Origin of the sequence: Tritonibacter scottomollicae, from assembly GCF_003003215.1 — a bacterium.
GTDB lineage: Bacteria > Pseudomonadota > Alphaproteobacteria > Rhodobacterales > Rhodobacteraceae > Epibacterium > Epibacterium scottomollicae.
Genome location: NZ_PVUF01000003.1, coordinates 50,080 through 68,461 on the forward strand (window position 1 = coordinate 50,080; position 18,382 = coordinate 68,461).

Consider the following 18,382-nt stretch of genomic DNA (forward strand, 5'->3'; position numbering starts at 1 on the left):
TGCTGTACATTCCGCCCCCTCAGGACCTTGCTTTGGCGCGCACATATTGGCCCGGTGCGGCGTCCAACGCCGGATAGGACGCATGCGCCCCCGGCACCCGGGCGGGGACCTGCTTACCGGATCGCGTCTTCAGCCAGCTGCCCCAGCGCGGCCACCAGGACCCTTCGGTAAAGCGCGCGCCCGCCATCCATTCGTCCGCGTCCGCTTTCAGGTCGTCGTTGACATAATGGCCGTATTTGTTGCGGCTGACCGGGTTCACGATCCCAGCGATATGACCCGACTGGCTGACAACAAAGGTCTTGGAGCGCGATCCCATCTGCTGCACGCCGCGATAGCATTGCTTCCAGGCGGCAATGTGGTCGGTCTCGCAGGTGATCGACATCAACGGCACATCCACGTCGCGAAGGTGCAGCGTCTCGCCAAACAGCTCAAACCCGCCCTCCGCGAACTGGTTGCCCTGACACAGCCCGCGCAGGTACTGCACCGCCATCCGGCCCGGCAGATTGGCCCCGTCCCCGTTCCAGTAGAGCAGATCGAAGGCAGGAGGGGTTTCGCCCATCATGTAGCTGCGGATCGCCGGGCCGTAGACCAGATCATTGGCCCGCAGATAAGAGAAGGTCCGCGCCATGATGTAATGTGGCATGATCCCGTCGTCACCGATCTCCTCCTCGATCGCATCGACAAAGTCGTTCTGAAGGAAGGGGGTAAAATCCCCCTGATCGGAAAAATCCGTCAGCGCGGTAAAGAAAGTCGCGGATTTCACCGATTTGTCACCGCGCTTCTTCATCAGGGACAGGGTCAGGCTCAGCGTCGTGCCGGCAATGCAATAGCCCACCGCATTGACCTGTTTCGTGCCGCAGATCTCCTTGACCACCTGGATCGCCTTCAGGAACCCGTCCTCGACGTAGTCCTCCATGCCGATATCCGCATAATCCTCATTCGGATTGACCCAGGAGACGACAAACAGGCTATAACCCTGATCGGTAATCCACTTGATCAGGCTGTTCTTTTCCTTGAGGTCGAGGATGTAGAACTTGTTGATCCAAGGCGGAAACAGCACGATCGGCGTCTCATGCACGGTCTCTGTCGTCGGCCGATAGTGAATGAGCTCCATCATCCGATTGCGGAACACCACGTCGCCGGGGCTGGTGGCGATATTGCGACCGATTTCAAAGGCCGTGTCATCTGCCAGCCGCACGATCAGCTCGCCATCGTTGGCCTCCAGATCCGCAACCAGGTTCTCCAGCCCGTCAATCAGCGACTGGCCGTCCGTCTCCAGTGCCTTTTCCAGCGCATCCGGGTTCGTCGCGAGGAAATTCGTCGGCGCCATCATATTGATGATCTGATCAGAAAAATAGCTCAACCGCTGCCGGTCCACCCGGTCCAGATCCTCGACCTCCTCGACGGCGGTGCGGATCGTCTCGGCATTGGTCAGATACTGATCGCGCACAAATCTGAAATAGGGATTGTTCTCCCACATCGGATTGGCAAAGCGGCGATCTGCCGGACGGGGCGCATCAGCCTCTTCGGGTGCGCCTTTCAGGGCGCCAGCCATGGCTTTCTGTGCTTCGGCAAAATTCTCGACCGACTTGCCCCAAAACTGCACCTGCTGTTCCAGCAGTCGAGAGGGGTTTTGTGCCATCGCGGCCCAATAGGACGATGCTGCACGTGCGAAGAGCTCTTGATTCGGAGCGTCCAATCCGGGGTTATGGGTCTTCTTATGCGCCATTACCTCTATCAGGCGCTTGGACAGCTGCTCCACGCGTTCAAGATTTTCCTTAAGCTGGTCAATCTGTTCCGCGGAGGTTGCTTCAATAGCCTTGTCGGTTGTTGTCATCTTAAGGAAACCCTCTTAATCTTTCTGCTGTGCAGAATACTTGCCCTGCCATTCTACGGCAAAGCGACCCAAGGTCCGAATCCGCCGGAATGATCCGGCACACTCGGGCTCAAACCGCGGCACGAAAAGCACCGCCAAGGAGACGCGTATGCGCTACATGATGTCCTACGACCTGATGGAGACGGTTCGGAACACGAACCAGTGGCTGGGCGCGACGGCGCAGTCCATGGCCTCCTATCCGGCCTTCGCCGCCCTGCCCAACCCGATGCTGAGCTGGCTGGCTGGTTGGGGCGAGGTCACCGAACGCAGTTTCAAACGCATGGTGGCCAAACCCGACTGGGGTATCCATGTCACCACGCTGAACGATGGCAAGGATCACCTGGTCGAGGTCGACACGGTTGTTGAAAAGCCGTTTGGCGACCTGATCCACTTCCGGGTCACTGACCGCCCCGAACAACCCCGCAAGGTTCTGGTTGTTGCGCCGATGTCCGGCCATTATGCCACCCTCCTGCGCTCCACGGTCAAAAGCCTCATTGAAAACTGCGAAGTTTATGTGACCGACTGGCACAACGCCCGCGACATTCCGGTCTCCGCCGGCAAGTTCGACGTGGAAGATTACACCCTCTACCTCGTTGATTTCATGCGCGAGCTTGGCCCTGACACCCATGTGGTTGCGGTCTGCCAACCTGCCCCCCTGACGCTGGCGGCCACCGCCTATCTCGCCGAGATGGAGCCCAAGGCCCAGCCCACGTCGCTGACCCTGATCGGTGGCCCGGTGGACCCGGACGCGACTCCGACAGATGTAACAGATTTTGGTCATCGCGTCACCATGGGCCAGCTTGAACAGACCATGATCCAGCGCGTCGGTTTCAAATACAAGGGCGTGGGCCGCGCGGTCTATCCCGGCCTGTTGCAGCTGTCGTCTTTCATGTCGATGAATATGGACCGCCACTCAAAGGCCTTCTCCGAGCAGATCATGCGGGTCAGCCAAGGCGACGCCACGGACCACGATGCCCACAACCGGTTTTACGACGAATATCTCGCGGTCATGGACATGCCGGCCGAGTTCTACCTCTCCACCGTCGAGCGGGTTTTCAAGAACCGCGAAATCGCCAAGAACGAATTTGTGGTGGATGGTCATAAGGTCGATATCGGCAAGATCACCGATGTGGCGGTCAAAACCGTCGAAGGCGCAAAGGACGACATCTCCGCGCCTGGCCAATGCATCGCTGCGCTGGATCTCTGCACCGGCCTGCCTGACAGCAAAAAGGCCAGCCATGTCGAGCCTGACGCTGGCCACTACGGCATTTTTGCGGGCCGTTCCTGGCGCAACAACATCCGCCCGCTGGTGATTGAATTCATGGACGCAAATGCCCGCAAACCTGCGCGCAAGGCGGCCGCCAAACCCGCCCAGGCTGCACAATAAGCCGGAGATCCGTGATGTCAGCGCCCCTTCGCTTTGCCTGCGCCTGCGGCAGCCTCTGCGGCCATGTCGAGCCGACGTCGGTCAAACAGGGCACACGTATCCTCTGCCACTGCGCGGACTGCCGCGCGGTGGAGCTGTATCATGGCTGTACGGACCCCAAGGGCACCGGCGTCGACCTGCTGCAACTCAACCCTGACATGGTGACCATCGACAAGGGTGCAGAGCATCTGCGGCTGCTGAAACTGTCCCCCAAGGGTCTTTTGCGTTGGTATGCGGGCTGCTGCGGCACGCCACTGTTCAACAGCCTCGGCAAACCAAAGCTGCCGTTCATCGCGGTGCGATCTGCCCTTTTTGATGACCCCGACCAGCTCGGCAAGGTGATCGCGCAGGCCTTCATCCCGCAGCCAGGCAAACCGCCCAAACACGAAGGCGCGGCACGTATGACCATGAAACTTGCCAGTCGCATGATCTCGGCCTGGGCCTCCGGTCGCTGGCGGCAGACGCCGCTGTTTGACATCGACAGCGGCGCACCGAAGGCGGAGCCGCTGATCCTGACCAAATCCGAACGGCGCGCCCTCACCGCAGGGGAATAGCTTCGCGACCCTGCCTTGCCTGTGCTCGGCAAGGGGTGGCAAGGGCTGCAACGCCTCCCCCAACCTAGACTGCCCCCACATCATTAAATCGTCGCTGCGCGCGCATAATCAGCTGGCGGTGTCGTTGGGGGCGCCTTCCCGTTTGACCAAAGGCCCGCGAGACCTGACCCGCTCGGCAGGTAGGCTGCCCACAGGTGAGCCGCCGCCCGTGTGTCACCGCATCATGCGCGAAATCAGGCGCTCGCCCGCAGCGCTGGCGTCAGCTGCAAAATCTCTTCTGGCACGGGCTCTATCACTTGCGAGGCCACAGGAGACGGCTGGAAATTACGGCGCGACCGTCGGCTGACCCAAAGCGGTTCATGTTCCGACGGGGCAGCGCTCTCACGCGCAGCTCCGTCTCCAACGATCCAGCTGTGCAGGATCGCAGAGATACGATCTGGCTGTTCCATCAACGGAAGATGCCCGGCATCCTCGATCATTTCCATCCGGGTGTTCTTCATCAATTCGGCGGTGAACATCTGCCGCTTCACCGGAATGATCTGGTCATGCACCCCGCAGATCACCAGCCCGGGCTGCTCTGCCCGCATCAACGTCGCTTGCTGGTCGTTCCGTCGTTGCAACATCCGGCTCTGCGCAACAAAGATGTCGGGTCCAAGGTCTTCCGCCATATCGGCGATCTGCCCCATGATCTGACTGCGCAGCGGGCTCGGTGCCAGACTGGCCGCGGGAAAGACATCCTGCATCACCGCCCGCAACCGCCCGGACCGTGCACGGATGATCCAGGGTTCCCGTTCGGCCGCCTTGGCCGGGGTTTCCGACAACGGGCTTGATGCGATCAACCCGATCCCGGCAATACGATCCGGCGCAACCTCAAGCATCGACATCGCGATAGACCCGCCCAGTCCGGCGCCAATAACGGTAAATTTCGCAGGCAGATGAGCCAGCAGAGAGGCGGCCACATCCTCGACCCGCTCCGCGCTCAGCACCGGTGCGACGGTGACCGGCACGTATCGTGAAAGCAATCGGATCTGCGGCTCCCAGATCCGACCATCACTCATGAATCCCGGCACCACCACCACAGGGTGCCCCGACAGCTCCGCTGGTTCATTCATCTGTATCTGCCCGTTTTCCTGCGCGCCTATAAGTGGCGCTTGGGTTCACTACATGTCCCAAAGTGCGGGGCAGCAAGGACTTTTTTACTTTGCGTAAAATTGGTTAAGAATGTGTGACTTCCTCAATACCCGTTCCAGCGAAACGCCCCATCCGGTGCCAGCGGCGAATACGGATTATGCGCAATCTCCCAGATGTGCCCATCCGGCGCGCGAAAATACCCGATTGTGCCGCCCCAGAACACCGCCCCTGCCTCGCGCAGGATTTCGGCCCCCGCGTCCCGCGCACGCGCCATCAACGGGGCCACCTCGCCTTCGGTGCGCACATTGCAGCTCAACGTCATCGCCCCGGTGCCGAGCGCCTCCACCGGCAGGTTCATATCCTCTGCCAGCTTGTCCAGTGGGTATAATCCAATGGTTTGCGAGATCAGATCAAATGCGATCACCCCATCGGGGCTCTCCGCCCGCGTCCATCCCAGCGCCTCGTAAAACCGTGCCGATGCCTCCACATCCGGCACCCCCAACGTGATCAGGCTCACTCTCTGGTCCATCTCAAAATCCTCACCATAAAGATAACACCCCCAAAGAGGGGTATTGTCAGAGCTTACACAATGGGGAACAAAATGTGAACACCCATCAACGGACTTGCGTCACCCCCGCGCGCACACCTCTGCGACAGCCTCCGCAATCAACCGCAGACAGGCCTCGTCCGAGAACCGGTGATCGGCGCCTTTCACCAGTTCCAGCCGCATATCCTCACAGGTTGCATGCTCCAACAGCCGCAGCGCGGTCGCGGTCGATACCGCAGAGTCGTCGGTGCCCTGCAGGCAGCGCACCGGGAAGGGCAACGCCAGCGCATCGCGCAGCACCAACCGCGTGCGGCCATCCTCGATCATCCGTTTGGTGACCACATAGGGCTCCATGTAGTCACTCGGCAATTCGACCCGCCCGCGCGTGTTCAGCTCGTCCTTTTGCACATCGGTGAAATTCGCCCAATAGCCATCTTCGGTGAAATCCGGCGCGGCGGCGATGGTCACCATGCCTTTGATGCGCCCAGACCGCGCCTTGGCCAGCAACAGCGCCTGCCACCCCCCCATGGACGACCCCACCGGCACGATCTCACCCTGTGTCAGCTGATCCACAGCCGCCAGCGTGTCCTCATGCCAGTCACCGATGCACCCGTCCTCAAACCTGCCGGAACTCTCGCCATGCCCCGAGTAGTCAAAGCGCAAAAACGCCTGCCCGCGCGCCTTGGCCCAGTCTTCCAGAAACAGCGCCTTGGTGCCCTCCATGTCGGACTTCAAACCACCGAGGAACACCACGCAGGGCCCCTGCCCGTCGGTCTTGTGATAGGCAATGCGTCGCCCTTGGGCGGTTTCCAGATATTGCGGCGCCATCGGCTGTCTCCCAAAATTCTTCATGCGTCCTCACATGCCATGGGTGGTGAGATTCGCCAAATCCGCCCCCTTCATCTTTTTCAAAACACCTCGGGGAGCGCGAGGGGCAGCGCCCCTCGCTCACAGCACCCGCCTTTTTGCACCCGCTACCTTGACCTCACCGCCCCCCTCCGCCAAACAGCTCTCACACATATAACCCGCAACCGGGCGTTCAGTGGGCGCCAAACCGACGAGGAGAGCCAAGATAATGGCCCAAGTCTCCCTTACATTCCCCGATGGCAACGCACGGTCCTATGACGCAGGCATCACCCCTGCTGAGGTCGCCGCCGACATCTCCACCTCGCTTGCCAAAAAGGCCATCTCCGCCACCGTGGACGGTCAGCACTGGGATCTCCAGTGGCCGATCACTGCCGACGCCGCGATCGCCCTTCACACCATGAAGGACGAGGCGCAGGCCAACGAGCTCATCCGCCACGACCTCGCCCATATCATGGCGCGCGCCGTGCAGGAGATCTGGCCCGACACCAAGGTCACCATCGGCCCGGTGATCGAGAACGGCTGGTATTACGATTTCGACCGGAAGGAGCCCTTCACTCCCGAAGATCTCGGCACCATCGAAAAGAAGATGAAAGAGATCATCAACAAGCGCGAGCCGGTGACCACCGAGGTCTGGGACCGCGCAAAGGCGGTGCAGTATTATACCGACAACAACGAGCCCTATAAGGTCGAGCTGATCGACGCCATTCCCGGCGACGAGCCGCTGCGCATGTACTGGCACGGCGACTGGCAGGACCTCTGCCGGGGTCCGCACCTGCAGCACACCGGCCAGGTGCCGGGCGATGCGTTCAAGCTGATGTCGATCGCGGGCGCCTATTGGCGCGGCGACAGCGACCGCGCCATGCTGCAGCGCATCTACGGCGTCGCCTTCACCGGCAAGGAGAAGCTCAAGGCCCATCTGACCATGCTGGAAGAGGCCGCCAAGCGCGACCACCGCAAGCTGGGCCGCGAGATGAACCTGTTCCACATGCAGGAAGAGGCCCCGGGTCAGATCTTCTGGCACCCCAACGGCTGGAAAATCTACACCACCCTGCAGGACTACATGCGCCGGATGCAGGACCGCGACGGCTATGTCGAGGTCAACACCCCGCAGGTGGTCGACCGCAAGCTCTGGGAGGCCTCGGGCCACTGGGACAAATACCAGGAAAACATGTTCATCGTTGAGGTCGACGAGGACCACGCCCGTGAAAAGGCGGTGAACGCGCTGAAGCCAATGAACTGCCCCTGCCACGTTCAGGTCTTCAACCAGGGTCTGAAATCCTACCGCGACCTGCCCCTGCGCATGGCGGAGTTCGGCTCCTGCGCGCGCTATGAACCCTCGGGCGCGCTGCATGGCATCATGCGGGTGCGCGGCTTTACCCAGGACGATGGCCATATCTTCTGCGCCGAGGATCAGATCGAATCCGAGACCGCAAAATTCATCGCCTTCCTGTCAAAGGTCTATGCCGATCTCGGCTTTCACGACTGGACCATCAAACTGTCGACCCGCCCCGAAAAGCGCATCGGCAGCGACGAGAGCTGGGATCTGGTGGAAAAGGCGCTGGGGGATGCCTGCAAGGCCGCCGGCTACGAGTATGAGCTGCTGGAAGGCGAAGGCGCCTTTTATGGCCCGAAGCTGGAATTCACCCTGACCGACGCCATCGGGCGCAACTGGCAATGCGGCACCCTGCAGGTGGACCCCAACCTGCCGGAACGTCTGGATGCGAATTTCATCGGTCAAGACGGCAGCAAGCACCGCCCCTTCATGCTGCACCGCGCCACATTGGGCTCGTTTGAGCGTTTCATCGGCATCCTGATCGAGGAACACGCCGGCAAGCTGCCCTTCTGGCTGGCGCCGCGTCAGGTGGTGGTGGCCTCCATCACCTCCGAGGCGGATGACTATGTCAACGAGGTGGTCGAAACCCTGCGCGCCGCCGGTGTGCGGGCCGAGGCTGACATCCGCAACGAGAAGATCAACTACAAGGTCCGCGAACACTCCGTGGGCAAGGTGCCGGTCATTCTCGCCGTCGGCCACCGCGAGGTCGAGGAGCGCAGCGTTTCGGTGCGGCGTCTGGGCGAAAAGCAGACCAAGGTGGAAAGCCTGGCAAATGTTACAGAAGAGCTGTCGCGCGCCGCGACGCCGCCGGATCTTCTGTAATAATTCCCCTCTGAAACTGAAACGAACGGCCCCCACTTGGGGGCCGTTTTGTTACAACAGGCCGAAATATCGCAAAAACAGCGGCTTGCGGGCAACGCCTCTCTGACATTGACTGACGCGGACGTGAGGCACGGCCGCGTGAGTTTATTTTCGCAACCCTCCCCGGTTAAGGTAGCCCTGTCACCAAAGACGACGCTCATCACTTCAGGAGGACACGCGTATGTCGACCACCAAGAAAACCCTCGCCGTTGCTGGCGCCGTTGCCGCAGCTCTGACCGCCGTCACCACCACCCACGCCTCGGCGCAGGCCAAGGAAAAATGCTACGGCGTTTCCCTCGCAGGCCAGAACGACTGCGCCGCCGGTCCCGGCACCACCTGCGCCGGCACCTCCACCGTGGACTACCAGGGCAACGCCTGGACCCTGGTGGACAAGGGCACCTGCACCGAGATGGACCTGCCGGCAATGGCCGATGGCACCGACCGCTCCGGCGCGCTGGAGCCGCTGGAACGCGACCTGCCAGCCTAAGGCCCAACGCCCGGACATCACGTCCGACGCATACAACGGGCGCGCACAACTCGGCGCGCCCGTCTCTCCCGGCCAAGGCCCGCCGGCTCTCCTGTTCTCCGCCTGATTCAGCCTGATCCAGAAAGAGATGCGCCATGCTCACCCGCCCCGACCGCTCCCCGCGCCCAGACGCGCTGCCACATGCGCCCGGCGTCGGCTACAAGCCCCAGCATTTCCAGCATATTCTGGAGGATGCCGGATCGGTCGAATGGCTGGAAATCCACGCCGAGAACTACATGGGCGATGGCGGCCGCCCGCTGGCGCAGCTGCGCCATCTGTCGCAACGCTTCGCCATTTCAGTGCATGGCGTCGGCCTGTCGATCGGCGGCGCAAGCCCGCTGGATCCAGATCACCTCGCCCGTCTCAAGCACCTCACGGATTGGCTGAATCCCGCGAGCTTTTCCGAACATCTCGCGTGGTCCACCCACGACAGCCATTTCTACAACGACCTGCTGCCGCTGCCTTATACCAACGCTACGCTGGCCCGTGTCTGCGATCACATCGATCAGGTGCAGGGCCTGCTGGGTCGCCAGATGCTGCTGGAAAACCCCTCCAGCTACCTCGCCTTTGCCGAGAGCACTTGGGAGGAACCCGCCTTTCTGCACGAGATTGCCAAACGCACTGGCTGCGGATTGCTGCTGGACGTCAACAACGTCTTTGTTTCCGCCACCAACCTCGGCTATCGCCCGCAGGACTACATCGACGCCTACCCGCTTGATCTGGTAGGAGAAATCCATCTTGGCGGCCATGACGAGGACGAGGATGACCACGGCTCCCCGCTCTTGATCGACAGCCACGGCGCCGCGGTGGTGGACCCGGTCTGGGCGCTGCTGGACTACACGCTGGCCCGCTCCGGCCCCAAACCGACGCTGGTGGAATGGGACACCGATGTGCCCGACTGGGTGGTACTGGAGGCCGAGGCCGCCCGCGCCGCCGCTGCGCTGAACGCCGTAAAAATGGCCGCCTGATGTCGCGCGAGGATCAATTCACCCGCGCCATTCTGGACGCACGCCTGCCGGTGCCCGAGGGGCTGCTGGATGGCGCCGATCAGCCCGCTGGGCGGCGCTTCAGCGTCTATCGCAACAATGTCGCCGTCTCCCTGACCGAAGCACTGCATCAGGGCTTCCCCGTCATCACAAAGCTGCTGGGGCCGGAAAATATGGACGGGCTGGCCGCCCTCTATCTGCGCGCCCAGCCGCCGACCTCGCCCCTGATGATGCAGTATGGTGAGGGCTTTCCCGACTTTCTAGAAGGCCTCGAACAGCTCTCTCACCTCGGCTATCTCGGCGATGTGGCGCGGCTGGAACTGGCCCTGCGCCGCAGCTATCACGCCGCCGATGCACCGCCCCTCGACACGCTGCACCTCGGCACTTTGCCGCCCGACGAACTCATGGCCAGCCGACTCAGCTTCGCGCCCGCGATGGCCGTGCTGCGCTCGCCCTGGCCGATCCACGCCATCTGGGCCTATAATACCCATCCCGACGCGCCCAAGCCCGTTGCCCGCGCCGAGGATGTGCTGATTACCCGACCCGAATTCGACCCCATTCCGCAGCCTTTGCCCCCGGGCGGTGCGGACTGGATTGCCAGGCTTCAGGCAGGCGAGACCCTCGGCAGCGCGACCGAGGCCGTCACAAGTGATTTTCCCGATTTTGACCTCAGCGCCCCGCTGGCGCTCCTGATCGAGGGCTTGGCCCTCACCGACCTCTCGCAATAGGACTTCATATGAACGCCCTGATTTCTCTGCATAACGCCGCATTCGACCTGATCGAGCGCGCGGGCAATTGGCTGATGCCGCTGTTCGCCCGCTTCACCTTTGCCGCCGTGCTGCTGATCTACTACTGGAACTCCGGCCTGACCAAACTGGGCGATGGCCTCTTCGGCGTTGTCTCGCCCTCGATCGGCGCCTACAGCCAGATTTTCCCGAAACAGCTGGAGGCCGCGGGCTATGACGTCTCGCAGCTTGGCGTCTTCCACTGGGCCGTCGTCATGGCGGGCACCTACGCCGAATTCATCCTGCCGCTGCTGATCGTCATCGGCTTTGCCACCCGTCTCGCTTCGCTGGGCATGATCGGCTTTGTGGTGATGCAATCGCTCACGGACGTCTACGGCCACGGCGCCACCGATGCCAAGACGCTTGGCGCCTGGTTCGACCGCGCCTCCGACAGCACCATCATGGACCAGCGCCTGCTCTGGGTCTTTGTCCTGCTGGTGCTGGTGGTCAAGGGCGCCGGCGCGCTCTCGGTGGACGCCCTGCTGCGGCGGCGCCAGGACGATGCCAGCGCCTGAGCCATCACCGTTCCCCCGTAAAATCACGGCGCGCGAGGATCATGCCTCGCGCGCCGTTTTCACTCAATCAAGCGCGTAGCTTCAGGCCACCCCAAGCACCGATTTTACATCCGCGGTCCAGCCGAGATAAAGCTGATCGCCCGTCTCGATCAGCGGTCGTTTCATCAGGCTTGGATGCTCTTTGACCAGCTCCAGCGGCGGGCGCGTCCGCTCGTCTTCACTCAAACTTCGCCATGTGGTTGAACGTGTGTTGAGGAATTTATCCGGAAATTGAGCATATGCCCGCTCAATAACCACCTCTGGAACACCGTCTTTCCGCACATCGACAAACACCGCATCCGGCAATGATTTCAGCGCCTTGCGGCACGTATCACATGTCTTCAACCCATATAGCTTCACGACTGCTTCCCCTTGCATATGAAAGTTTCACACAATTTATGGTAGAGCCCCACCGATTTTCTTTGATTTTTCGAAACTGCGTGCCACACTCAAACTGGCTCTTTTGAATTAAAGGGCTTCGGTTATCGTGTTCCGGACACCATCCATCGGCTCCGGCACGCGTGGACGAAAGGTACTTTGAGCATGCTCAAAGTGAAGTGCAAGTAAGAAGGAGACACGGGACATGCCAACTGGCACCGTGAAATGGTTCAACACCACCAAGGGCTATGGTTTTATTGAACCCGAAGAGGGCGGCAAGGACGTGTTTGTCCATATTTCCGCCGTCGAACGCTCTGGCCTGACCGGCCTGGCTGACAACCAAAAAGTGGGATATGAGCTGAGCGAAGGCCGAGATGGCCGCGAAATGGCCGGCGATATTCGCCTGCTCTGAGCCCTTCCCCCAAAATCACCGCTGCGCCCGAACTGCTTGTGTGTGGCTTGGGCGCAGCCGCGACTCTTTCAAAAATCAAAATACCATCAGTGCTGATCGTCAGACAGGGTTCCGCAGGTACTCTGTCAGCACACAGGCTGGCGCGTCATCTCTGAGCGGAATTTTTGCCGCCACCCGCCAGGCCGTCTCGTCAAAGGTCGGGAAATAGGCATCAGCCTCGGCGATGTCCAGATCAACCTCGGTGATCATCAAACGGTCCGCCATCTCCAGCATCCCCTTGTAGATCCCGGCACCACCGATCCCATAGATCCGAGCATAGCCCTCACTCCGCGCCAACGCTACCGCCTCCGCGATCGAGGAGACCACGGTCTCTGCCGCGTCTGGGTTCGACGATACGACAATATTCAGACGATTTTTCAACGGCTTGAACGGCAGAGAGTCCCAGGTATTGCGGCCCATGACAATGGCCCCGCCAGAGGTCTCACGCTGAAACGCCTTCAGGTCCTCCGGCGCATGCCAGGGAATGTCGTTGTCCTTGCCGATGGCGCCATTGCGGGCCCGCGCGACGATGAGTGTGATCATGGGAAAGCCTGTCCTTGCCCCCAGCGGTCAAACCGCAACGGGCGCCTTGATGGTGGGATCCGGGTCATAGCCGACGACCTCGAAATCCTCGTATTTGAAGTCAAAGATCGACGTCACGTTCCGCGCGATCCGCAGCTTCGGCAGCACCTTGGGCTGGCGCGACAGCTGCAATTGCACCTGCTCCATGTGGTTCGAGTAAATATGCGCGTCCCCCATCGTATGCACGAAGGTGCCGGCCTCATATCCGGTCACATGGGCCAGCATCTGCAACAACAGCGCGTAGGATGCGATATTGAACGGCACACCAAGGAACATGTCCGCCGAGCGTTGGTACAGCTGCAGATGCAGCTTGCCGCCCAGCACCCGCACTTGCCACAGAGTATGACAGGGCGGCAGCGCCATCTCCGGCACGTCACCCGGGTTCCAGGCGCTGACAATCAGGCGGCGACTGTCGGGGCTGGTCTCGATCATCTTCACCAGTTCCGCAATCTGATCGACAGTGCCCGCGCGATAAAGCGGCTCATCCCCCAGCGTGCCCTCGGCCAGATCCAGCCGCGGAAATCTGCGCCACTGGTGACCATAGACGGGACCTAGGTCGCCGTTCTCATCCGCCCATTCGTTCCAGATTGAGACACCATTATCCTTTAGATACTTGATATTGGTATCGCCGGACAGGAACCAAAGCAGCTCATGGATGATCGAGCGCAGATGCAGCTTTTTCGTGGTCACCAGCGGAAACCCATCCGCCAGATCGTAGCGCTGCTGCATCCCGAAACAGGACAGCGTGCCGGTGCCGGTGCGGTCACTGGTTTCCACCCCGTGGTCGAGGATATGCTGCAAGGCATCGTGGTACTGCTGCATGGGAAAACCTCCTGATTGCCGGTCGGTGATAGCGCGCCAAACCCCGAGATCCAAGCGCTTTGCTCTGCCCCTCTCGACATTCCCGCCACCGAGCTTAGGTTGACCTGCGACGCCGAATTGTTTCGGTAACTGAAAAAGGACATTCCAATGCCGCTCAAGTATCTGCACACGATGGTCCGCGTGAAGGATCTGGACAAATCCATGGCGTTCTATGCGCTTCTGGGCCTGCAAGAGATCCGCCGCCATGACAGCGAGGGCGGCCGGTTCTCATTGATCTTTCTCGCGCCTCCCGGTCAGGACGAAGCCCCGATCGAGCTGACCTGGAACTGGGACGGCGACGACGAGTTGCCCTCTGACAGCCGTCACTTTGGCCATCTCGCCTATGAAGTCGACAATATCTACGAGAGCTGCCAGCACCTGATGGACAATGGCGTCACCATCAACCGCCCGCCGCGCGATGGGCGCATGGCCTTTGTGCGGTCGCCCGACAATATCTCCATCGAGCTGCTGCAGGCCGGTGACGCGCTTGACGCCGCAGAGCCATGGGCCAGCATGGAAAACACCGGCCATTGGTAAGCCTCATCATGTGACACCTGTCATGTGAGACCTGCCCTTGATGCCCTGCCACGCCCGCGCCCGGACCGGTCGCGGGCGTCACGTTTTCGGCTTTATATCATTGACAAAAATGAACATTCTGACCCCGGATCGCATCCGTGGCCGCGCCAGAGATGCCGTCCAACAAAACACGGCCGGCCGAGAATGGACCTGCGGCAGACGGCATGACCAGCGTGTTCAGACAGCGCTGATCGGATCACGCAGAGCACTGTTTCAGTAAGACAGCTCGTCGCAGCACCGCACAACCGCCGCGACCGAAACGCAACGCGCCCCCGCCAGCCAATGCGCTCTTGCAGCTTCCAGCAACCGGCAGCGGACAGGGCCGCGCTCTCGCCAGACCGGACGGTCACACGACATCCAGCCCGGCGCAGATAAATACCTGGGCCGAGCTGGGTGAGAGCCATCATGCACATGCGGGCAAGCAATCAGGACCAGCGGTCCGTGGTCGATCACCCAAACGTCACGTGCCTCCTGCTAGGACAGGACAGGCACGCGCCGCAACATGGATCTTACATCCGCAGGCCGGAACTGGTCGGGTGGCCCATGGGGTCACCGTCGCAGCATTCCCGAACCAATGGGATGCAACGTGTTACGTACACTCTACTAACAGATTGCCGAATTTTCCGGCGTCGGCAGTGCCTTGGTTGCTTCTGCAACCACCCCGGTCTCATCATCCTGACCGCGCATTGCGGTGGCTTGGACAGGGTTGACAGTGTTGCTGGGTCGTCAGATTTGACTGGTGATCTCCGGCACAGCCGAAGGAGGCAAAAAAGGCGAACGTCGTGCAATTCCTGTCTTTATGCTCCACGGACCTTGGGCCCGAAAAACGGTTCTTAATAGATGTAGCGAATCTGGTCTGACCAGTACCGCTCCATACGCTTGAGAGAGACGGTGATATCCTCGATCCCTTCGGCGCTGATCACGCCTTTGGTCTCCAGGCCCTCAGCGTGACGAGAGAACAGCGACGCAACAATGTCGCGGATTTCCCGGCCGCGGGGGGTCAGGCGCACACGGACCGACCGACGGTCGATTTCGCAGCGCTGATGGTGCATATAGCCCATCTCCACCAGCTTCTTCAGATTGTAACTTACGTTACTGCCCTGATAATAGCCGCGGCTTTTCAGTTCCCCGGCTGTCACCTCATTGTCGCCAATGTTGAACAGCAACAGAGCTTGCACCGCGTTGATGTCAAGGACACCCACGCGTTCAAACTCATCCTTGACTACATCTAGCAGCAGGCGGTGCAGACGCTCCACCAGTGCAAGTGCATCCAGGTAACCAGTCATGAATCCTTTCCGATCCAGCTGGTTGATTGGTCGTTCCATACTCATGCAGCATCTCCGAGTCGAAATTGCTTCTCGTCGAATATGACGGCAATTTCCTGAAAATGCGTTAAACTGGATTTCTCTTTTATTTTTCGTATGTTCTCGAGATTTCATCGATCAAAGCGTGAAACGGCTCCGGTGCGGCGACCTGACCTGTTACCCATTGGTAAAGATCTTGGTCATTTTCCCGCAAAAGCCGATCATAGAGCGTCAAACCCTCATCGCTCATCTGAGCCAGATTCGCCGCCGCATACCCGGAGAGGAGAATGTCCATCTCCTTGATCCCACGGCGCATGGACCGCATGGAGAGCCGCTTGATGCGGACCTCCCGCGTTTCCTGGCCTGCTTCGGCTTCGATCATTCCGCAGGCTCCTGGGATGCCACCAGACGACGCAGGGATTTTTCCAGGCGCCCCGCCCGTTCGGCCTGCGACCGCAAGTCTTCGCGCAGGCTGCGCAATTCGCGTGCGATCGCGGAAATGTCCTCGCTCATCGTGTCCTCTGTCGGACCAGACAGGTCATCGCCTTCGCCGGTCAGCAACCAGCTCATGGAGACATTCAAGAGCCCCGAAAGCATCGACAGCTTGTTGGCCCGCGGCTCGGACAGATCCTGCTCCCAGCCCGCAAGGGTGGATTTCTTCACCCCCATGCGGCGGGCCAGCTGCCCCTGGGACATGCCGGAGCTTTCCCGGGCCGCGGCCACGCGATCACCAAACGTTGCTGCGTCAGGGCCGTACCAGTCCGTCGTGGTGTCGGTCATGTGGTCTCTCCTTCGTGGATGACTTGATTGCCGTTTGGCCTCATCTTATGAGGTTTAAAGATGACATTCAAACCGAGGTCCGACATGTCCTTTCTATCTGCGACACTTTCCCGCGTGAAGCCTTCGCCGACCATCGCGGTCACCAACAAGGCCCGCGAGCTGAAGGCGGCGGGGCGCGACGTGATTGGCCTGGGTGCGGGCGAGCCCGATTTCGACACGCCGCAGTCCATCAAGGACGCCGCCGTGCGCGCCATCGCCGAGGGCAAGACCAAATACACCGCAGTCGACGGCATCCCGGAGCTGAAGCAGGCGATCTGCGAAAAGTTCAAGCGCGACAATGATCTCGACTACACGCCCGCACAGGTCACGGTGAACTCCGGCGGCAAGCAGACGCTGTATAATGCGCTGACGGCGACGCTCAATCCCGGCGACGAGGTGATCATCCCGGCGCCCTATTGGGTCAGCTACCCCGACATGGTGCTGCTTGCGGGCGGCACGCCGGTCGCGGTGGAGGCCAGCCTGGAGACCAACTTCAAGCTGACGCCGGAGCAGCTGGAAGCGGCGATCACCGACAAGACCAAATGGTTCATCTTCAACTCGCCGTCCAACCCCACCGGCGCGGGCTATTCGCGCAGCGAACTCAAGGCGCTGACGGATGTGCTGCTGCGCCACCCGCATGTCTGGGTGATGACGGATGATATGTACGAACATCTCGCCTATGACGGTTTTGAATTCGCCACCCCGGCCCAGGTTGAACCCGCGCTTTATGACCGCACGCTGACCTGCAATGGCGTCTCCAAGGCCTATGCGATGACCGGCTGGCGCATCGGCTATGCCGCCGGCCCCGAGCCGCTGATCGCCGCCATGCGCAAGGTGCAGTCGCAGTCCACGTCGAACCCCTGTTCGGTCAGCCAATATGCCGCGCTTGAGGCGCTGACCGGCCCGCAGGATTTCCTCGCTGCCAATAACGAGATCTTCGTACGCCGCCGCAATCTCGTGGTGTCGATGCTGTCGGAGATCGACGGGCTGACCTGCCCGGTGCCGGAGGGGGCCTTCTACGTCTATCCGTCGATCGCCGGGTTGATCGGCAAGACCACGCCCGCCGGCACCAAGATAGTCGATGACGAGAGTTTTGCCACCGCGCTTCTGGAAGAGGCGGATGTGGCGGTGGTCTTTGGCGCGGCCTTTGGCCTGTCGCCGAACTTCCGCGTCAGCTACGCCACCTCGGATGAGGCGCTCAAAGAAGCCTGCACTCGCATCCAGCGGTTCTGCGCGTCGCTGCGCTAAGCCGCGCGGGACCCAATGACCCGGACAGGAATGACCGGGGCGTCGTGCAACAGCGCGGCGCCCCGTTTTGGCATATTGCAACGGATCTCGGGATCGCCAGAGGGCCGCATCCGCGAGGGATGCCCCACCATAGCACGTCAGCTCCGGGTGATTGGCAGGGTTAGATTGACGCAACATCGCGCCGCCTCTTGCTTCGCCGTATCAGCCTGATAGATTTCGAAAATTGCAGGTATTTTCAGGTTCCTCCATGAGCATCGCCCTACCCGACTACTATTTCCGAGTGCGCGAGAATGGCGCCTTGGTGTTTCGCGTCGACACCGAAGACCGCAACCAGCGGCTTGCGATGAACCAGATCGCGGTGGTCAACCTGAAGAAAGGCGACATCAAACCCCATGGCGACAGGGTGCTGAGCGCGGATGATCTCACCGCCATCCGGGCGTGGATGGAAGGGCGCAAAGCCTTGCTCGCGGATCGTGAGGTCGACGACATCCTGCGCACCGTGGATCACCTGAACCTGACGGCACAATGGGCGCAGTCCCGCGCCAGCGACGATCAGCTAGCGCAGGTCACCGATGGGCTTTTGCTCGCGATGCATGACCTGCGGAGCACATTGGTACGCAAAAAAGCCGACCGTCTGTCACAGAACCACGGGCAGGACAGCTGAGCGCGTCACAGCACTGCGTCAGGTCCGACGGCTGCCCCCCTGCCCTGAGATAG

General features: G+C 60.9%; 21 protein-coding genes. 11 read left to right on the forward strand and 10 right to left on the reverse strand.

What is annotated here, in order from left to right; all coding sequences use genetic code 11:
- Positions 1-19 precede the first annotated feature (19 nt).
- Entirely contained in the window at positions 20-1,837 is a 1,818-nt protein-coding gene (locus CLV89_RS06220; protein ID WP_106162789.1) for a PHA/PHB synthase family protein, read from the reverse strand.
- 148 nt (positions 1,838-1,985) lie between these two features.
- Here CLV89_RS06220 and phaZ point away from each other — a divergent pair, with 148 nt between their 5' ends.
- Together phaZ and CLV89_RS06230 are read left to right on the forward strand one after the other, a co-directional pair.
- Positions 1,986-3,263 carry a polyhydroxyalkanoate depolymerase gene (phaZ, locus tag CLV89_RS06225; protein WP_106162790.1) on the forward strand — a complete coding sequence of 426 codons (1,278 nt, stop codon included), beginning with the start codon at positions 1,986-1,988 and terminating at the stop codon, positions 3,261-3,263.
- Between the two features lie 14 nt (positions 3,264-3,277).
- Positions 3,278-3,856 (forward strand): DUF6151 family protein, encoded by a 579-nt coding sequence (locus CLV89_RS06230; protein WP_106162791.1) that lies wholly within the window; start codon positions 3,278-3,280, stop codon positions 3,854-3,856.
- Positions 3,857-4,089: 233 nt separating this feature from the next.
- On the opposite strand, the gene CLV89_RS06235 is transcribed toward CLV89_RS06230, so the two are convergent.
- The 3 genes from CLV89_RS06235 to CLV89_RS06245 all read right to left on the reverse strand — a co-directional run bounded on the left by CLV89_RS06235 (position 4,090) and on the right by CLV89_RS06245 (position 6,362).
- Positions 4,090-4,968 carry an alpha/beta fold hydrolase gene (locus CLV89_RS06235; protein WP_106162792.1) on the reverse strand — a complete coding sequence of 293 codons (879 nt, stop codon included), beginning with the start codon at positions 4,966-4,968 and terminating at the stop codon, positions 4,090-4,092.
- Positions 4,969-5,090: 122 nt separating this feature from the next.
- On the reverse strand, positions 5,091-5,516 hold the full coding sequence (locus CLV89_RS06240; protein WP_106162793.1) for a VOC family protein: 426 nt from the start codon (positions 5,514-5,516) through the stop codon (positions 5,091-5,093).
- Positions 5,517-5,615: 99 nt separating this feature from the next.
- Positions 5,616-6,362, reverse strand: coding sequence for an alpha/beta hydrolase (locus CLV89_RS06245; RefSeq protein ID WP_106162794.1), 747 nt, complete (start codon positions 6,360-6,362; stop codon positions 5,616-5,618).
- Between the two features lie 247 nt (positions 6,363-6,609).
- Here CLV89_RS06245 and thrS point away from each other — a divergent pair, with 247 nt between their 5' ends.
- The 5 genes from thrS to CLV89_RS06270 all read left to right on the forward strand — a co-directional run bounded on the left by thrS (position 6,610) and on the right by CLV89_RS06270 (position 11,407).
- Positions 6,610-8,556, forward strand: coding sequence for a threonine--tRNA ligase (thrS, locus tag CLV89_RS06250; RefSeq protein ID WP_106162795.1), 1,947 nt, complete (start codon positions 6,610-6,612; stop codon positions 8,554-8,556).
- Positions 8,557-8,776: 220 nt separating this feature from the next.
- On the forward strand, positions 8,777-9,082 hold the full coding sequence (locus CLV89_RS06255) for a BufA1 family periplasmic bufferin-type metallophore (RefSeq protein WP_106162796.1): 306 nt from the start codon (positions 8,777-8,779) through the stop codon (positions 9,080-9,082).
- A 134-nt stretch (positions 9,083-9,216) separates the two neighbouring features.
- Positions 9,217-10,089, forward strand: a complete 873-nt coding sequence (gene bufB / locus CLV89_RS06260) for an MNIO family bufferin maturase (protein WP_106162797.1) — start codon at positions 9,217-9,219, stop codon at positions 10,087-10,089.
- The gene (locus tag CLV89_RS06265; RefSeq protein ID WP_106162798.1) at positions 10,089-10,835 is read left to right on the forward strand and encodes an HvfC/BufC N-terminal domain-containing protein; all 747 of its coding nucleotides are present in this window, start codon (positions 10,089-10,091) and stop codon (positions 10,833-10,835) included. Before bufB ends, CLV89_RS06265 begins: the two co-directional genes overlap by 1 nt.
- An 8-nt stretch (positions 10,836-10,843) precedes the next feature.
- On the forward strand, positions 10,844-11,407 hold the full coding sequence (locus CLV89_RS06270; RefSeq protein ID WP_106162799.1) for a DoxX family protein: 564 nt from the start codon (positions 10,844-10,846) through the stop codon (positions 11,405-11,407).
- A gap of 81 nt (positions 11,408-11,488) precedes the next feature.
- Here the strand turns inward: CLV89_RS06270 and CLV89_RS06275 are convergent, their stop codons facing one another.
- Positions 11,489-11,806, reverse strand: coding sequence for an ArsC/Spx/MgsR family protein (locus CLV89_RS06275; protein WP_106163094.1), 318 nt, complete (start codon positions 11,804-11,806; stop codon positions 11,489-11,491).
- Between the two features lie 223 nt (positions 11,807-12,029).
- Between CLV89_RS06275 and CLV89_RS06280 the strand changes: the two genes are divergently transcribed.
- Complete coding sequence (locus tag CLV89_RS06280) at positions 12,030-12,236, forward strand: cold-shock protein (protein ID WP_106162800.1); 207 nt, start codon at positions 12,030-12,032, stop codon at positions 12,234-12,236.
- Positions 12,237-12,335: 99 nt separating this feature from the next.
- On the opposite strand, the gene CLV89_RS06285 is transcribed toward CLV89_RS06280, so the two are convergent.
- Positions 12,336-12,818, reverse strand: coding sequence for a dihydrofolate reductase (locus CLV89_RS06285; protein ID WP_106162801.1), 483 nt, complete (start codon positions 12,816-12,818; stop codon positions 12,336-12,338).
- Between the two features lie 27 nt (positions 12,819-12,845).
- The gene (locus tag CLV89_RS06290; RefSeq protein WP_106162802.1) at positions 12,846-13,679 is read right to left on the reverse strand and encodes a thymidylate synthase; all 834 of its coding nucleotides are present in this window, start codon (positions 13,677-13,679) and stop codon (positions 12,846-12,848) included.
- A 147-nt stretch (positions 13,680-13,826) separates the two neighbouring features.
- Between CLV89_RS06290 and CLV89_RS06295 the strand changes: the two genes are divergently transcribed.
- Positions 13,827-14,255 carry a VOC family protein gene (locus CLV89_RS06295; RefSeq protein ID WP_106162803.1) on the forward strand — a complete coding sequence of 143 codons (429 nt, stop codon included), beginning with the start codon at positions 13,827-13,829 and terminating at the stop codon, positions 14,253-14,255.
- A gap of 872 nt (positions 14,256-15,127) precedes the next feature.
- Here CLV89_RS06295 and CLV89_RS06300 read toward each other — a convergent pair.
- The 3 genes from CLV89_RS06300 to CLV89_RS06310 all read right to left on the reverse strand — a co-directional run bounded on the left by CLV89_RS06300 (position 15,128) and on the right by CLV89_RS06310 (position 16,378).
- Entirely contained in the window at positions 15,128-15,625 is a 498-nt protein-coding gene (locus CLV89_RS06300; protein ID WP_207796894.1) for a MarR family winged helix-turn-helix transcriptional regulator, read from the reverse strand.
- Between the two features lie 79 nt (positions 15,626-15,704).
- Complete coding sequence (locus tag CLV89_RS06305) at positions 15,705-15,980, reverse strand: succinate dehydrogenase assembly factor 2 (RefSeq protein WP_106162804.1); 276 nt, start codon at positions 15,978-15,980, stop codon at positions 15,705-15,707.
- The gene (locus tag CLV89_RS06310; protein ID WP_106162805.1) at positions 15,977-16,378 is read right to left on the reverse strand and encodes a helix-turn-helix domain-containing protein; all 402 of its coding nucleotides are present in this window, start codon (positions 16,376-16,378) and stop codon (positions 15,977-15,979) included. The genes CLV89_RS06305 and CLV89_RS06310 overlap by 4 nt, the downstream gene beginning before the upstream one ends.
- 84 nt (positions 16,379-16,462) lie before the next feature.
- On the opposite strand from CLV89_RS06310, the gene CLV89_RS06315 reads away from it, so the two are divergent.
- Together CLV89_RS06315 and CLV89_RS06320 are read left to right on the forward strand one after the other, a co-directional pair.
- A complete protein-coding gene (locus CLV89_RS06315) occupies positions 16,463-17,665 on the forward strand; it encodes a pyridoxal phosphate-dependent aminotransferase (RefSeq protein ID WP_106163096.1) in 1,203 nt (400 codons plus the stop codon).
- Between the two features lie 247 nt (positions 17,666-17,912).
- Complete coding sequence (locus CLV89_RS06320; protein WP_106162806.1) at positions 17,913-18,329, forward strand: hypothetical protein; 417 nt, start codon at positions 17,913-17,915, stop codon at positions 18,327-18,329.
- Positions 18,330-18,382 lie beyond the last annotated feature (53 nt).

Excerpts from the sequence above, each read along its gene's own strand:
- CLV89_RS06240 (WP_106162793.1), bottom strand. The coding sequence starts at position 5,516 with ATGGACCAGAGAGTGAGCCTGATCACGTTGGGGGTGCCGGATGTGGAG.
- CLV89_RS06305 (WP_106162804.1), bottom strand. The coding sequence starts at position 15,980 with ATGATCGAAGCCGAAGCAGGCCAGGAAACGCGGGAGGTCCGCATCAAG.
- CLV89_RS06315 (WP_106163096.1), top strand. The coding sequence starts at position 16,463 with ATGTCCTTTCTATCTGCGACACTTTCCCGCGTGAAGCCTTCGCCGACC.
- CLV89_RS06300 (WP_207796894.1), bottom strand. The coding sequence starts at position 15,625 with ATGAGTATGGAACGACCAATCAACCAGCTGGATCGGAAAGGATTCATG.
- CLV89_RS06320 (WP_106162806.1), top strand. The coding sequence starts at position 17,913 with ATGAGCATCGCCCTACCCGACTACTATTTCCGAGTGCGCGAGAATGGC.
- CLV89_RS06245 (WP_106162794.1), bottom strand. The coding sequence starts at position 6,362 with ATGGCGCCGCAATATCTGGAAACCGCCCAAGGGCGACGCATTGCCTAT.
- CLV89_RS06230 (WP_106162791.1), top strand. The coding sequence starts at position 3,278 with ATGTCAGCGCCCCTTCGCTTTGCCTGCGCCTGCGGCAGCCTCTGCGGC.
- CLV89_RS06265 (WP_106162798.1), top strand. The coding sequence starts at position 10,089 with ATGTCGCGCGAGGATCAATTCACCCGCGCCATTCTGGACGCACGCCTG.
- CLV89_RS06285 (WP_106162801.1), bottom strand. The coding sequence starts at position 12,818 with ATGATCACACTCATCGTCGCGCGGGCCCGCAATGGCGCCATCGGCAAG.
- CLV89_RS06280 (WP_106162800.1), top strand. The coding sequence starts at position 12,030 with ATGCCAACTGGCACCGTGAAATGGTTCAACACCACCAAGGGCTATGGT.
- CLV89_RS06310 (WP_106162805.1), bottom strand. The coding sequence starts at position 16,378 with ATGACCGACACCACGACGGACTGGTACGGCCCTGACGCAGCAACGTTT.
- thrS (WP_106162795.1), top strand. The coding sequence starts at position 6,610 with ATGGCCCAAGTCTCCCTTACATTCCCCGATGGCAACGCACGGTCCTAT.
- CLV89_RS06235 (WP_106162792.1), bottom strand. The coding sequence starts at position 4,968 with ATGAATGAACCAGCGGAGCTGTCGGGGCACCCTGTGGTGGTGGTGCCG.
- CLV89_RS06295 (WP_106162803.1), top strand. The coding sequence starts at position 13,827 with ATGCCGCTCAAGTATCTGCACACGATGGTCCGCGTGAAGGATCTGGAC.
- CLV89_RS06255 (WP_106162796.1), top strand. The coding sequence starts at position 8,777 with ATGTCGACCACCAAGAAAACCCTCGCCGTTGCTGGCGCCGTTGCCGCA.
- bufB (WP_106162797.1), top strand. The coding sequence starts at position 9,217 with ATGCTCACCCGCCCCGACCGCTCCCCGCGCCCAGACGCGCTGCCACAT.
- phaZ (WP_106162790.1), top strand. The coding sequence starts at position 1,986 with ATGCGCTACATGATGTCCTACGACCTGATGGAGACGGTTCGGAACACG.
- CLV89_RS06270 (WP_106162799.1), top strand. The coding sequence starts at position 10,844 with ATGAACGCCCTGATTTCTCTGCATAACGCCGCATTCGACCTGATCGAG.
- CLV89_RS06220 (WP_106162789.1), bottom strand. The coding sequence starts at position 1,837 with ATGACAACAACCGACAAGGCTATTGAAGCAACCTCCGCGGAACAGATT.
- CLV89_RS06290 (WP_106162802.1), bottom strand. The coding sequence starts at position 13,679 with ATGCAGCAGTACCACGATGCCTTGCAGCATATCCTCGACCACGGGGTG.